Origin of the sequence: Streptomyces sp. WAC06614 (genome assembly GCF_003949795.1) — a bacterium.
Classification (GTDB): Bacteria; Actinomycetota; Actinomycetes; order Streptomycetales; family Streptomycetaceae; genus Streptomyces.
In genome coordinates, this window is record NZ_RPRY01000202.1 from 1 (window position 1) to 13015 (window position 13015).

The 13015-nt window shown below is 75.3% G+C and carries 11 protein-coding genes; 5 read left to right on the forward strand and 6 right to left on the reverse strand.

Features of this window, described 5'->3' with window-relative positions:
* Positions 1-38: 38 nt before the first annotated feature.
* On the reverse strand, positions 39-308 hold the full coding sequence (locus EF918_RS23880) for a hypothetical protein (RefSeq protein WP_125650292.1): 270 nt from the start codon (positions 306-308) through the stop codon (positions 39-41).
* 261 nt (positions 309-569) lie between these two features.
* Here EF918_RS23880 and EF918_RS23885 point away from each other — a divergent pair, with 261 nt between their 5' ends.
* Complete coding sequence (locus tag EF918_RS23885; protein ID WP_185921889.1) at positions 570-1523, forward strand: protein kinase; 954 nt, start codon at positions 570-572, stop codon at positions 1521-1523.
* A 133-nt stretch (positions 1524-1656) separates the two neighbouring features.
* On the opposite strand, the gene EF918_RS23890 is transcribed toward EF918_RS23885, so the two are convergent.
* The gene (locus EF918_RS23890) at positions 1657-2457 is read right to left on the reverse strand and encodes an SGNH/GDSL hydrolase family protein (RefSeq protein WP_125650296.1); all 801 of its coding nucleotides are present in this window, start codon (positions 2455-2457) and stop codon (positions 1657-1659) included.
* Between the two features lie 235 nt (positions 2458-2692).
* On the opposite strand from EF918_RS23890, the gene EF918_RS23895 reads away from it, so the two are divergent.
* Entirely contained in the window at positions 2693-3790 is a 1098-nt protein-coding gene (locus tag EF918_RS23895) for a DUF5925 domain-containing protein (RefSeq protein ID WP_260610576.1), read from the forward strand.
* A gap of 38 nt (positions 3791-3828) precedes the next feature.
* Here the strand turns inward: EF918_RS23895 and EF918_RS23900 are convergent, their stop codons facing one another.
* On the reverse strand, positions 3829-4215 hold the full coding sequence (locus EF918_RS23900) for a GntR family transcriptional regulator (protein WP_260610577.1): 387 nt from the start codon (positions 4213-4215) through the stop codon (positions 3829-3831).
* A 117-nt stretch (positions 4216-4332) separates the two neighbouring features.
* On the opposite strand from EF918_RS23900, the gene EF918_RS23905 reads away from it, so the two are divergent.
* From EF918_RS23905 to EF918_RS23915, 3 genes are all read left to right on the forward strand, one after another.
* The gene (locus tag EF918_RS23905; RefSeq protein WP_125650300.1) at positions 4333-5268 is read left to right on the forward strand and encodes a GNAT family N-acetyltransferase; all 936 of its coding nucleotides are present in this window, start codon (positions 4333-4335) and stop codon (positions 5266-5268) included.
* Between the two features lie 5 nt (positions 5269-5273).
* Positions 5274-5810 carry a DUF402 domain-containing protein gene (locus EF918_RS23910; protein ID WP_125650302.1) on the forward strand — a complete coding sequence of 179 codons (537 nt, stop codon included), beginning with the start codon at positions 5274-5276 and terminating at the stop codon, positions 5808-5810.
* Between the two features lie 147 nt (positions 5811-5957).
* Positions 5958-7004 carry a lytic polysaccharide monooxygenase gene (locus EF918_RS23915; protein ID WP_125650304.1) on the forward strand — a complete coding sequence of 349 codons (1047 nt, stop codon included), beginning with the start codon at positions 5958-5960 and terminating at the stop codon, positions 7002-7004.
* Between the two features lie 68 nt (positions 7005-7072).
* Here EF918_RS23915 and EF918_RS23920 read toward each other — a convergent pair whose 3' ends face one another.
* The 3 genes from EF918_RS23920 to EF918_RS23930 form a co-directional block, all read right to left on the reverse strand.
* Entirely contained in the window at positions 7073-7951 is an 879-nt protein-coding gene (locus EF918_RS23920; RefSeq protein ID WP_125650306.1) for a triacylglycerol lipase, read from the reverse strand.
* Positions 7952-8100: 149 nt separating this feature from the next.
* Positions 8101-9078, reverse strand: a complete 978-nt coding sequence (locus EF918_RS23925; RefSeq protein WP_125650308.1) for a hypothetical protein — start codon at positions 9076-9078, stop codon at positions 8101-8103.
* An 83-nt stretch (positions 9079-9161) separates the two neighbouring features.
* Positions 9162-12866 (reverse strand): DNA polymerase III subunit alpha, encoded by a 3705-nt coding sequence (locus tag EF918_RS23930; RefSeq protein WP_125650310.1) that lies wholly within the window; start codon positions 12864-12866, stop codon positions 9162-9164.
* Positions 12867-13015 lie beyond the last annotated feature (149 nt).

Below are 13015 nucleotides of genomic sequence, written 5' to 3' on the forward strand. Positions count from 1 at the left end.
GGCACCCCCAGCCGGAGCCGGGGGCGGGTGGCCGGGGACTAGTGGCGGCGGCTGCCGAAGAGCGTGCGACGCAGCCGGCGCAGCGGCGCGAAGAGCGAGACGCGCGCGCTCCGGCTCCGCTGGACGTGCGTGTGGTCGCGGGAGGTGAGCTCGCGCATCAGCAGGGTCGCCTCGGCGGCCTCGCGCTGCGGGACGGCGGGACCGCCGAGCACGGCGAGGTGGCGGTCGAGGCGCGAACTGGTCGCGTGGCTGCCGCAGGTGATGGCAGGCACGCGGGGCGGCCTGCTGCGCGTCGTTATCTGTTCCATGATCTCTCCCCACCCGTACGAGGGCACCCGGCCCGGGCAGGGTAACCCTATCGCCCCTGCGTCGCAGTCGGGTATCCCGGGCGTGTGAATTACCCCTGTCCGTACGGGGAGTTGACGATTACTCAGTGGAGTCGACCGTCACTCTCCGCACAATCGGGGCGGTTTGGGGAGGAACGTACGGGGCCCGGCACGACCGGGGGCAATTCCCGCACCTCGGGTCTAACGTGGAGTGACCACCCGATGACGCCGAGGAGGGCGCTCGTGAGCCAGGAGCCGGGACGTGTCGTGGCGGGCCGCTACCGGCTGCTCGATCCGCTGGGGCAGGGCGCCCGCGGACCGCTCTGGCGGGCCCGGGACGAGGAGCGGGGCCGGGAGGTGGCGGTCGAGGAGGTGTCCGGGCCGGCGGCCCGGGCCGAGGCCGCGGCCCTGGCCGCGGCGCGGATCGTGCACCCCGGGGTGGTCGCCGTCCACGACGTGGTCGCGGACGGGGGCCGGCACTGGGTCGTGACGGAACCGGTCCGCGGGCTCACCCTGGCGGAGGTGCTGGCCGCCGACGGGCCGCTGACGCCCCGTCGGGCCGCCGACCTGGGCGACCGCCTCCTGGACGCGCTGCGCGCCGCGCACGCGGCGGGCCTGGTGCACGGGGAGCTGGCGCCGGACGGGGTGCTGCTGGGCAACGACGGCGGGGTGAAGGTCGGCGGCTTCCGCCTCCCGCCGCCGGCGGACGCCGAGGACCCGGCGTCGGACCTGTGGGCGCTCGGGGCCCTGCTGTACACGGCGGTCGAGGGCGTCCCGCCGTTCCCCGGGGACGCCCCGCCCTCCGGCCCGGTGGCGCAGCCGCCGGCCTTCCGGCGGGCCGGTCCCCTGGCACCGGTCCTGGCGGGCCTGCTGCGCACGGAGCCCGCCGAGCGCCTGACGGCGGAGGAAGCGGCCCGGCTGCTGCACGAGGTCGCGGCGGGCGGGCCGGAACGCGCCCCGGGCGGGCCGGTGCGGACCGCGGGGGCGGTGGCTCCGGCCGGCGGCCCGGACCCGGCGGAGCCGGGGGGCGCCACCGGCCGGGCCCCCGCCCCCGGCCCGGCGGCGCAGGGGCCGGAGGGGCCGCAGGCCCCGGGCGCCGGTCGCCGCCCGTCCCGGCCGGCCCTGACGGCGGCCGCCGCTCTGGTCCTGCTCGTGGCCCTGGCGGCCCTGGCCTGGCTCCTGCTGGCGAACCGCTGAGGCGGCCGGAGAAGGGACGGGAGAGGAGAAGGGACAGGAAAGAGACAGAGCGAGGGAGAGGGAGGGGGAGAGGACCCGGCCACGGCCACGTCCCCGGCCACCGGACCCTCCCCTCCCCCGCTCCCCGGACGGGCTACGCCGCGTTGGTGAAGGCCGGCAGGTAGCCGCTGGACTGGCCGGCGGCCGTCGGGTGGTACGACTCGCCGATGTTGAGCCAGTTGACGCTGTGCAGCCACGCGCTGCCGGAGCAGATCTCGTGGCCGGTGAAGGCGCTCACGACCGAGGCGAAGGTGAACCCGTGGTCGGCGGCGCGCTTGGCGATGGTGGCGTTGAGGTGGTCGGCGGCGCCGTTGATGGCGGACCGCTCGGTCTCGCTGAGCCCGGCGGTGCAGGTGCCGTTGAGCTTGTAGAAGCGGGGGTAGCCGAGTACGACGACCCGGGCGTTGGGGGCGCGGCCGTCGATGGCGTTGTAGACCGCGTCGAGCTTGCCCGGGAGGGTGTTGGTGACGTAGGCCTTGGCGTCGTTGATGCGGCTGAGACAGGTGGCCTCGGACTGCAGGACACAGGTCGTCATGACGTCCGAGAAGCCGGCGTCGTTGCCGCCGATGGTGATGCTGACCAGGTCGGTGCCGGAGTTGAGCGGGCCGAGCTGCCCGGAGAGCACGTCGTCCGTACGGGCTCCGGAGCAGGCGGTGAAGGCGAAGGTCTGCGGGGCGTGGGCGGCGGCCCACAGCGCGGGATAGGCGCGGGTGGTGCGCTTGCAGTTCCCGCTGGCGCCGTCGTAGTTGCCGGCGCCGACGCCGGACGAGTACGAGTCGCCCAGCGCGACGTAGCCGAAATCGGCCGCGGCCGAGGCCTGGCCGGCGCCGAACAGGGCGGCTCCTGCGGCGAGTAACAGGGACGACGCCAGAGCGGCGAAGCGCGACAGTTTCATGGGTGCGGCTCCTCGTGGGGGTTGTCTGCCGCATCTGTGGTACCGGCGCGTAGCCCCTGGCTGGAAGTGTCCATGCCAAGAAGATTTGGGGTGGAGATCCGGCCAGAATCTTCACCCGCACCGTGTTTGAACGAGGCGGACGCGGCGCAGGACACCGAAGGGAGGCACCCGTTCCGGCGAACGAACCGGTGAAACACGGGTGCGCGACGGCACCGCGTGCCGGATCATGGGCGCCATGCCAGCCAACCCGCATGACGCACTGCCGATCCGGCTCACCGTCGACGACAGCGACTCCCCTTCGGACGTCGTCGACGCGCTGTTCCTGGGCCGGTTCGCGTCCGGCGAGCAGCCGTACTCGCACAGCGTCACGATCGAGCGGGTCAAGGCCGGTGCTACGCTGCTGCCGCCCGCCGCCACCGTGCTGCGCTCGGCGCGCGACACCGACCGCAGCGCCACCCTGGCCGAGGGCGAGGGCTGGACGATGCTGGTCTCGCGCTGGAGCCGGGGCGCGGACGTGACGGTGACGGCGGTCAGCGACGAACTGGCGCAGAGCGTGTTGGGGCAGGCCACGGACGGGGCGCAGGACGAGCCCGAACCGCAGCCGGAGAACGTCACCATGGGCTTCTGGTACGTCTCACCGCGCCGCGGCCCGTACCGGACGACCCGCCAGATCGCCGCCGGCACCTGGGAAGAGGTCCGCCCGAACTACACCGCGCCGGTGGCCTCGGCCATGGACCGGCTGATGAAGGTGACCCCGGACGACATCGCGGGCCGGCTGCTGCTGCTCCACGGGCCGCCCGGGACGGGCAAGACCTCGGCGCTGCGGACCCTGGCGCGGTCGTGGCGGGACTGGTGCCAGGTGGACTGCGTCCTGGACCCGGAACGGCTGTTCAACGACGTCGGCTATCTGATGGACATCGCGATCGGCGAGGACGAGGGCACCAGCAAGGGCCGCTGGCGGCTGCTGCTGCTGGAGGACTGCGACGAGCTGATCCGCGGCGAGGCCCGGCACACGGCCGGCCAGGCGCTGTCGCGGCTGCTGAACCTGACGGACGGTCTGCTGGGCCAGGGCCGGAACGTGCTGGTGGCCGTCACCACCAACGAGGACCTGGAGCGGCTGCACCCGGCGGTGGTGCGCCCCGGGCGGTGCCTGGCCCGGATCGAGGTCGGCAAGCTGACCCACCGCGAGGCCGTGGACTGGCTGGGCACGGAGGAGGGCGTCACCCGCGACGGCGCCACCCTGGCCGAACTCTTCGCCCTGCGCCGCGGCTCGGGCCCCGCCGCCGTCGTCCCGTCCCAGCCGGCGGGCGCCGACGCGGGGCTGTACCTGTAGCGCCGTGCAGGACCGGTAGGACCCGTAGGACCTGGCGCCTACTGCTGGTAGCGGGCGCGCAGGGCCGCCAGGGCGGCCGCGGTGGCCTCGTCGAAGGTCAGGCCCAGCCGGGCGGCACGTTCGGCGAAGGCCTGGGCCGCACCGGCGGCCTCGCGCGCCGCGGCGTCACCGACGGCCGCCACGAACGTCCCGTGCCGGCCCCGCGTCTCCACCACCCCGTCCGCCTCCAGTGCCCGGTAGGCCTTGGCCACGGTGTTGACGGCCAGGCCCAGTTCCTCCGCCAGGCCGCGTACGGTCGGCAGCTTGAACCCGGCCGGCAGCCGTCCCGACCTGGCCTGGGCCGCGATCTGGGCGCGGACCTGCTCGTAGGGGGCCTCCGCGCCGGCCGAGGCGTCGAGCGAGATCGTGAGGTTCGTCGAGGTCACGCCCCCGATTCTCCCACTCCGCACCCGCCGCGGATCCGCGCCGGTCATGGTGCCGGCCGGCCCGGCCCGCGCGATATTCACAGGCGCCGGCCCGCCACCGCGCCCTAGCGTGCCCGTATGACCGTAGTGATCCGTGACCTCCGCGCCGCCGACCCGGCGGACGTGCAGTCCGTCGTACGGGTGCGCCGCGCGGCCCTGCCGTACCTGGTGTTCTCCCCCGCCGGCGTCGCCTTCGAGCTCACGAGCGCCCATCCGGCCAAGCGCTACCGCGTCCTGGTCGCGCAGACCGCCGACGGCCGCGTCGTCGGCACCGCCCAGGTCGGCATCGCCTACGACAGCCCGGTGCCCGGCCAGGCCTTCGTCAACGCCTACGTCGACCCGGCCGGCCGCGGCCTCGGCGCGGGCGGCGCACTGGTGGCCGAGGCGGAGGCCCACCTGGCCGGCGCCGGCGCCACCGAGGTGTTCGCCTGGGTGCTGGACGAGCCGGAGTACCGGGCCTTCGCCGAACGCCGCGGCTACCGCGCCGGCCGGTCCGCGCACTTCCTGCGCCTGGACCTGACCGGCGCCGGCCTCCCGTCGCGCCCGCCGCTGCCCGCCGGGGTCGAGCTGCGCCCGGGCTCGGCGTTCGCCGCCGACCCGCGGCCCCTGTTCGTGGCCGACGCCGAGGTCACGGCCGACGAGCCGGGTGACGTGGAGGCCTCGCTGGACGACTACGACGACTGGCTCCGGCACACCTGGCACCACCCCGACCTCGACAAGGAGCTGACCACCGTCGCCCTGGTCGACGGCGAGGTCGCCGCCTTCACCGCCGCCCTGACGGACGGTGCGGGGCGCTACACCTCCGGCATGACCGGCACCCTGCGCGCCTTCCGCGGCCGGGGCCTGGCCAAGCTCGTCAAGACCGCCTCCCTGGACCGCGCCCGCGCGGCCGGCTGCCGGGAGGCCTTCACCGGCAACGACACCGGCAACGCACCGATGCTCGCCGTCAACACCTGGTTCGGCTACGAGATCTGCGCGACCGAGGTCCGCTACACCAAGAAGCTCGGAGAGTGACCCCCATGACCACCGACGCCCCGACCTCCGGGACCGCGACCACCGGGACCCCGACCCCGGACACCGTCACGGTGACCCTGACCAAGGCCGGCCGCACCAAGATCCGCTACCCCGCCGAGCGGCTCGCCGACGACGGCTCCCGCATCACCGTCCGCGCCCCCTGGGCGGCCGACGGCGTCCGCGACTTCGGCTTCGTCCGCTTCGAGCCGGGTGACGTGTTCGTCGAGCACTTCTGGCGCGACCGCTGGTACGCCGTCAAGGAGGTCCACGGCGGCGACGGCACCCGCAAGGGCTGGTACTGCGACATCACCCGGCCCGCGGTCGTCCGGGACGGCGAGATCGTGGTCGAGGACCTCGACCTCGACCTGTGGGTCTCCGCCGACGGCTGCGACGTACGCCGCCTGGACGAGGACGAGTTCGCCGCGAGCGGCCTGGCCGAGCGCGACCCGCGGGCAGCCGAGGCGGCCCTCGCCGCCCTCGACGCCCTGGAACACCTCGCCCGCACGGACGGCTTCCTGTCGGCCCCCTCAAGCCTTCCTTAAGCCCAGCGTAAGGATCATCGTCCGGGCCCCGATCGCGGTCGGACGGGGTGGTGCGGCGGCTAGCTTGGCCGGGCCAGGGAGGGCACAGCGGCGCCGGACCCACGGGGGGCGGCGCCGCGCCCGACGTCCGCTCGAAGGGATCCACCCATGTCCGCACGCCGCCGCACCGCCCCGCGCCGTACCGCGCTCCGCGTCGCCGCCCTCGGCTCCGCGCCGCTGGCCGTGGCCGCGTACGCCGTCGCGCCCGCCGCCGCCCACGGGTCGATGACGGACCCGGTCAGCCGGGTGGCGGCGTGCTACGCGGAGGGCCCGGAGGCGCCGAGGTCGGCCGCGTGCAAGGCTGCGGTGGCGGCCAGCGGGACGCAGGCGTTCTACGACTGGAACGCGGTGAACATCGCCAACGCCGCGGGGAACCACAAGGCGCTGATCCCGAACGGCCAGCTCTGCTCGGCGGGCAACGACAAGTACCAGGGCCTGGACCTGGCCCGCGGGGACTGGCCGGCCAGCCCGATGACGGCGGGTGCGCACACCTTCCGGTACAAGGGCACCGCCCCGCACCGGGGCACGTTCGAGCTGTACATCACCAAGGACGGCTACGACCCGAGCACGCCGCTGAAGTGGTCGGACCTGGAGCCGGCACCGTTCGCCAAGGCCACCGACCCGTCGATGTCGGGCGGCGACTACGTCTTCTCCGGCACGGTCCCGAACAGGACCGGCCGCCACCTGATCTACAGCATCTGGCAGCGCTCGGACAGCCCGGAGGCCTTCTACACCTGCTCGGACGTGGTGTTCGGCAAGGACAACGGCACCACCGCGCCCGGCGGCGGCAGCTCCGGCGGCTCCGCCGACCCCTCGGCGAAGCCCTCCGCGAAGCCGACGGCCGAGAAGCCGGTGCAGCCCTCGGCCCCCACCGACCAGCAGATCGCCGCCGGGCAGGACAAGTCCTCGGTCGAGCACCACGGCCACGGCGACGACGACCCGAAGACGAACGCCGCCGCGACCGCCCCGGTCGTCGCCACCCTCGCGGGCGGTGCGTCCCCGGCCGGGGCCAGGGGCAGCGACCTGGCCGAGACGGGCGGTGACGCCCGTACCCCGCTGATCGCGATCACCGGGGCCGGGATCCTCGCCGTCGGCGCGGCCGTGCTGTTCGGGCTGGCCCGCCGCCGCAGCGTCGGGGGCCGGCACGGCCGCTGACGCTGCGGCGGCCACGGACCACCGGCGGCCGGCCGGTCAGCCGGTCACCCGGTCCGCCGGCCGGCCGGTCACTCGAAGACCGACGCGCAGGTGGTCGGCGTGGCGTGCGCGGGGTCGAGCGCGTTGAGCGCCTCGTGCCAGGCGATCCGGTCGGTCAGACCGATCGCCACGTGCTCGGACAGGTCCAGGACGCACAGGTCCTGGAGGAGGACGTTGCGGACGCCGGGCCCGCTGAGGAACTGGCTGCGGTAGGGGGTGACCACCTCGTCGTACCGGGTGGCGATCACGGTGTACTTGACGCCGGGGACGGTGTCCCCGCCTTCGTTGAGCCGGGTGAGGAAGGCCGACCCGGCGATCTGGTCGGCCAGGCCCGGGGTGTTCGCGTTGATCAGGTCCTGCGCGCCGGGGAAGTACGGCAGCAGCTGGGTGAGGCCGAGCAGGGTGGTCCCGTGGTTGTCGGGGGCGAGGCCGACGAGCGCGTTGACCTTGGCGGCGCCGCCGAGGAACTTCAGGTAGTGCCGCGGCATCATGCCGCCCTGGGAGTGGCCGACGAGGTCGGCCTTGGCGGCGCCGGTGGCGGCGAGCACCCGGTCGACGAAGACGCGGAGCTGCTCGGCCGAGCGGTCGATGGGGCCGAGGCCGTTGAAGAAGGGCACGCCGGGCAGTTGGCCGTAGTCGAGGGAGTAGACGCAGTAGCCGCGGTGCACCAGGTACGGCGCGAAACCGAGCCAGTTGTCCACGGAGTTGCCGAAGGTGCCGTGCACCAGGACGACGGGGCGGGGGTGTTCCGCGGACGGCTTGCAGGACCAGTCGTTCCAGCCGCTGCGGGGGGCCGAGGCCGCCACCGCGTCGGTCGCGGCACTGGCGGTGGCACCGGCCGGGAGCAGGGTGGCGGCGGCGAGGGAGAGGACGACGAGCGGGCGGAGCAGGCGTCTCCAGGGCAGCATCGGGTGATCTCCTTGCGGGTCAAGGGGATGGGGATGGCTCTCATGGGGGCGTCGTCCCGTGATCCGGATCACAAGGAGTGCTGTCCCGCCAAATTACGGGCGAGTAGCAAGACTTGGAAGTTACGCGTCGGTAAAACTTCGCGTGTCGGTCACGCCGCCCAGGTACCGCGCGCGAGGGTCCCGCGGGCGATGGCGCCCGGACCGAACCGGGCGCGGACCTGGTCCGTGACGGCCTCCAGCCGGCGGGCCTTGTCGTCCTCCGGGTCGAGGCTGAGCTGCCGGTGGGCCCGCTCGGCGCCGGAGAGCTCCTCCGCCCGCAGGGCCACGGCGCGGACCCGGGCCCGCTGGAGGCCGAGCGCGGCGTACATCGCGTAGGCGGCGTCGGTCAGGGCGGCCGAATGGGCGGTGGCCTCGGCGAAGGTGCGGGTGCGGGTGACGGAGGTGCGGTCCGCGCAGCGGACGGTGAGGGTCAGCGAACGGCACACCTGGCCCTGCCCGCGCAGCCGGGCGCCGAGCTCCTCGGTGAGCGACAGCAGGGCCCGGCGGTGCCGGCCCGGGTCGAGCTCGTCCCGGCCGAACGTGCGCTCCCCGGCCACCGCCCGGGCGCCCGCGCCCGGGCGGACCGGGGTCCGGTCGATCCCGTGCGCCCGCTCGTGGGCCTCCCGGCCCGGGCGGACGCCGAGGATGCGGCGGAGGGTGCCGGGCGGGGCGGCCGCGAGGCGGCCGACGGTGTCCAGGCCGTAGGCGTCGAGGAGGCGGGCGGCCTTCCGGCCGATGCCGTCGAGGTCGGTGACGGGCCGCCGCTCCAGGAACCGGCGCACCGCGCCCGGCTGCTGACCGACCGTCACGGTCTGGCCGTACCGGGCGTCCTGGGCCGCCAGCCGGGCCAGCATCGGATTGGGGCCGAGGCCGAGGGCGCAGTCGACGCCGAACAGGGCGAGGGTTCTGACGCGGAGCAGGGCGGCCAGTTCGGGGGCGGTGCGGTGGAAGTGGCGCAGGGCGCCGTGCAGGTCGGCCAGGGCGGAATCGGGCGGCAGCGGTTGCACGACGGGCGTCAGCCCGTCGAGCAGCCCGAGCACCCCCGCGTACTCCTCCCCACCGACCCCCTCCCCGTCGACCCGCCGCATCCGCACACACAACACCCAGGCCGAAGCACTCGTGCTCGGGCGCGGGGGCAGAGCCCCCGAAAGGCTCCGTACGGCGGCCGAGGTCATCCTGCGCTGCCCGGGCTGGAGTGCCACAGCTTGCGCCCCGTCGCCGGGCCGTCCCCGGCCGGCTGGAGGTCCGCCCACGGGTGCATCTCGTAGCCGGTCGGCATCCGGAGCCGCCGCCCGTCCCCCTCGGCACCCTCAGCGGTGGCAGCACCCTCGGCGGGGGCAGCGCCCCCGGCGGGGGCCGCCAGCCGCGCGGCGACCGCCTCCAGGCCGCCCTCGGCCCGGACCTCCACCAGCTCCGCCAGGTTCCACGCCGCCGCCCCGACCACGCTCAGGCTCTGCGGCCCCCGCCGCTGCACGACCCCGCGCACCAGCAGCAGGAACGAGTGGAACACGGTGTGCGCGCACGCCGCGTGGCTGTCGTCGAAGAAGGCCAGGTCGACCAGGCCCGTGCCGTCGTCCAGGGTGGTGAAGATGACCCGGCGGCCCGAGCGGATCGGCGGGGTCTGGGTGGCCGCCTTGGCACCCGCGACCAGCACGGTCTGCCCGTGCTCGGTCTCGCGCAGCAACTTCGCCGGGGTCACACCGAGTTCGGCCAGGAAGGCGTGGTGGTCGCCCATCAGGTGCCGGGAGGCGTCCATGCCGAGGACGCCGAGCTCGGCGCTGAGCCGTTCGGCCTCGGTGAGGTCGGGCAGGCCCAGCGCGGCCGTGGAACGGCCGCCCTCCAGCGGGAGCTGCCCCGCCCGGCCGCCGCCCCGGCGAACCCCGTGCGCGCCGGCCGCCCGCTGCGCCCCGTGCAGCTCGGACAGGTGCAGCAGCAGGTCCCTCCGGTTGGCCCCGAACGCGTCCAACGCCCCGACCTGCGCCAGCCGTTCGGCCACCGGCCGGCCCGGACGGGCCCGGTCCCAGAAGTCGCGCAGCGAGGCGTACGGCTGGCCGCCCTCGATCCGGGCCGCCTCCGCCCCGCTCATCCCGTGCACGTCGGACAGGGCCAGGCGCAGGCCCCACACCTCGGACCCGCCCCCCGTACCGGACACCAGTTCGATGCGATGGGCGGCGCCCGACCGGTTCACGTCCAGCGGCAGCACCGGCACCCCGCGCCGCCGCGCGTCCGCCAGCAGCAGCCGCTTGGGGTACATGCCCGGGTCGTGGGTGAGCAGCCCGGCGTAGAAGGCGGCCGGGTGGTGGGCCTTGAGCCAGGCGGACTGGTACGTCGGGACCGCGAAGGCCACCGCGTGCGCCTTGCAGAAGCCGTAGGAGCCGAAGGCCTCGACGATCTCCCAGGTCCGGGCGATCACGTCGGGCGCATAGCCCCGCTCCCGCGCGTGCTGCGCGAACCAGGCCTTGATCCGGCCCTGCGACTCGGGGTCGGACAGGCCGCGCCGCACCCGGTCGGCCTCGTCCCGGCCGCAGCCGGTCATGAGGTGCACGATCTCGATGATCTGCTCGTGGAAGACCACCACCCCGTACGTCTCCTCCAGCGGCCCGGCCAGGTCCGGGTGCGGGTAGCGGACGGGGGCACGGCCGTGCCGGGCCTCGATGAACGGGCGCACCATGTCGGCGGCCACCGGGCCGGGCCGGAACAGCGAGATGTCCACGACCAGGTCGTGGAAGGTGGCCGGCTGGAGCCGCCCGACCAGGTCGCGCTGGCCCGGGGACTCGATCTGGAAGCAGCCCAGGGTCTCGGCGGAACGGATCAGCTCGTAGGTGGCCCGGTCGCCCGGCGGCACCTGTGCCGGGTCGTCCAGATCGATCCGCTCCCCCGTGGCCCGTGCGACCTCGGTGACCGCGTGCGCCATCGCCGACTGCATCCGTACGCCGAGCACGTCGAGCTTGAGCAGCCCGAGGTCCTCCACGTCCTCCTTGTCGAACTGCGACATGGGGAAGCCCTCGCCGCTGGTGGGCACCACCGGGGTACGGGCCAGCAGGGAGGCGTCGGAGAGCAGCACCCCGCACGGGTGCATGGCGACCCCGCGGGGCAGCGCGTCGAGCCCCTCGACCAGGTCCCACAGCCGGCCGTAGCGCGCGGCCCGCTCCCGTACGCCGGCCAGCTCGGGCAGTTCGGCCAGGGCGGCGCGGGCGTCCCGGGCCCGGATGTGCGGGAAGGCCTTGGCCAGCCGGTCGATCTCGGCCGGGTCCAGGGACAGGGCGGCGCCCACGTCACGGATGGCGTGCCGGACCCGGTAGGTCTCGGGCATGGCGACCGTGGCCACCCGCTCGGCACCGAACCGGCCGATGATCTCCCGGTACACCTCCAGCCGGCGGGCGGACTCCACGTCGATGTCGATGTCGGGCAGCACGAGCCGCCGCTTGGACAGGAACCGCTCCATCAGCAGGCCGTGCTCGACGGGGTCGGCATGGGCGATGCCGAGCAGGTGGTTGACCAGCGAGCCGGCCCCGGAGCCGCGCGCGGCCACCCGGATCCCCATCCTCCGTACGTCGTCCACCACCTGGGCGACCGTCAGGAAGTACGAGGCGTAGCCGTGGTGGGCGATGACGTCGAGCTCCTGGTGCATCCGGTCCCAGTACGCGCGGCGGCCGGCGTAGCCGCGCAGCACCATGCCGGCGCCGGCGCGGGACTCCAGGACCCGCTGGGCGGTGCGGTGGGCGGCGCCCACGAGCCAGGGTTCGGGGAAGTGCACCGAGCCGATGCCGAGGTCGTCCTCGGGATCCACCGTGCAGGCCTGGGCGGTGGTCCGGGTGTCCTCCAGCAGGCGGCGCGCGTCGACCGGGCGCAGCCCGGCGGCCCGGGCGATCCGGTCGGCGGCGTCGGCCATCTCCGCCGGGCCCTTGAGCCAGCGTTCGCCGCTGTCGAGGGGGCCGCGGGGGTCGACGGGCACGAGCCGGCGGGCGGCGTCCAGGACGTCGGCGACGGGGCCCAGGCCGGGGTCGGCGTAGCGGACGGCGTTGGTCAGGACGGCGGTGATCCCCTGGTCGGCGGCGAAGCCGACGGTACGGGCGGCCAGCCGCAGCGATCCGGGGCCGGTGCCGGTGCGGCCGTGGTGCACGGCCTCCAGGCGCAGCGCGTCTCCGAACACCTCGCGCCAGGGCGCGAGCAGCCGGGCGGCCCGGTCGGGGCGGCCGGCGGCCAGCGCCCGGCCCACCTCGGAACCGGGTCCGAGCAGGACGAACACGCCCTCGCCGCGCAGGGCCTCCCACGGCACCAGCGGCTGCGCCCCGGCGAGCGGCCCGGAGGTCCGGGCGGCCGCCCCCGCTTGCGGATCCGCGCCCGGTCCCGTGCCCGCGAGCAGGCCGGCCGCGCGGGCGCCCTCGGCCCCCGCCACGCCCTCGGCCAGGGCGCCGGCCCCGCCCAGGTCGTCCGGCCCGGCCCCGGCCCGGTGGGCCGCCGTGATCATCCGGCACAGCTCCGCCCAGCCGGCGGCCCCGTCCCGGGCCAGGAAGACCGCCCGGGCGGCGGACTCGTCGACGAAGGCACCGCCCTTGACGGGGGTCCGCAGCCGGGACGAGGTCCCCGCCCCGGCTCCGGCCCCGCCGGACCCGGCCGCCCCGCGGGGGGCTGCCGTCCCGTCGGCGCGGACCGGCGCGGGAGCCACCGCCAGGTCGGCCCCGAACAGCGGGCGGATGCCCGCCTTCGCGCAGGCCTTGGCGAAGCGCACCGCGCCCGCGACCGTGTCGCGGTCGGTGAGGGCGAGGGCGTCCATGCCCCGCTCGGCGGCCCGCTCCGCCAGCCGCTCCGGGTGGGAACCGCCGTAGCGCACGGAGAACCCGGAAACGGTGTGCAGATGCGTGAACCCGGCCATCCGCGGCCTCCTGCTCTCCTGCTCGGTCGACGGAACACCTCCCCCGTCTTCACCATAGACCAAATCGAATGTCCGTACGAAACGTTTGTTCGATCCTACCTCCGTCGCCCCGCCCCCGGTCATCCGTTCGGACCACCCCTGCTGCGTCC

Coding starts and splice junctions, on each gene's coding strand:
- EF918_RS23880 (WP_125650292.1), bottom strand. CDS start 308: ATGGAACAGATAACGACGCGCAGCAGGCCGCCCCGCGTGCCTGCCATC.
- EF918_RS23890 (WP_125650296.1), bottom strand. CDS start 2,457: ATGAAACTGTCGCGCTTCGCCGCTCTGGCGTCGTCCCTGTTACTCGCC.
- EF918_RS23895 (WP_260610576.1), top strand. CDS start 2,693: ATGCCAGCCAACCCGCATGACGCACTGCCGATCCGGCTCACCGTCGAC.
- EF918_RS23905 (WP_125650300.1), top strand. CDS start 4,333: ATGACCGTAGTGATCCGTGACCTCCGCGCCGCCGACCCGGCGGACGTG.
- EF918_RS23910 (WP_125650302.1), top strand. CDS start 5,274: ATGACCACCGACGCCCCGACCTCCGGGACCGCGACCACCGGGACCCCG.
- EF918_RS23915 (WP_125650304.1), top strand. CDS start 5,958: ATGTCCGCACGCCGCCGCACCGCCCCGCGCCGTACCGCGCTCCGCGTC.
- EF918_RS23920 (WP_125650306.1), bottom strand. CDS start 7,951: ATGCTGCCCTGGAGACGCCTGCTCCGCCCGCTCGTCGTCCTCTCCCTC.
- EF918_RS23925 (WP_125650308.1), bottom strand. CDS start 9,078: ATGCGGCGGGTCGACGGGGAGGGGGTCGGTGGGGAGGAGTACGCGGGG.
- EF918_RS23930 (WP_125650310.1), bottom strand. CDS start 12,866: ATGGCCGGGTTCACGCATCTGCACACCGTTTCCGGGTTCTCCGTGCGC.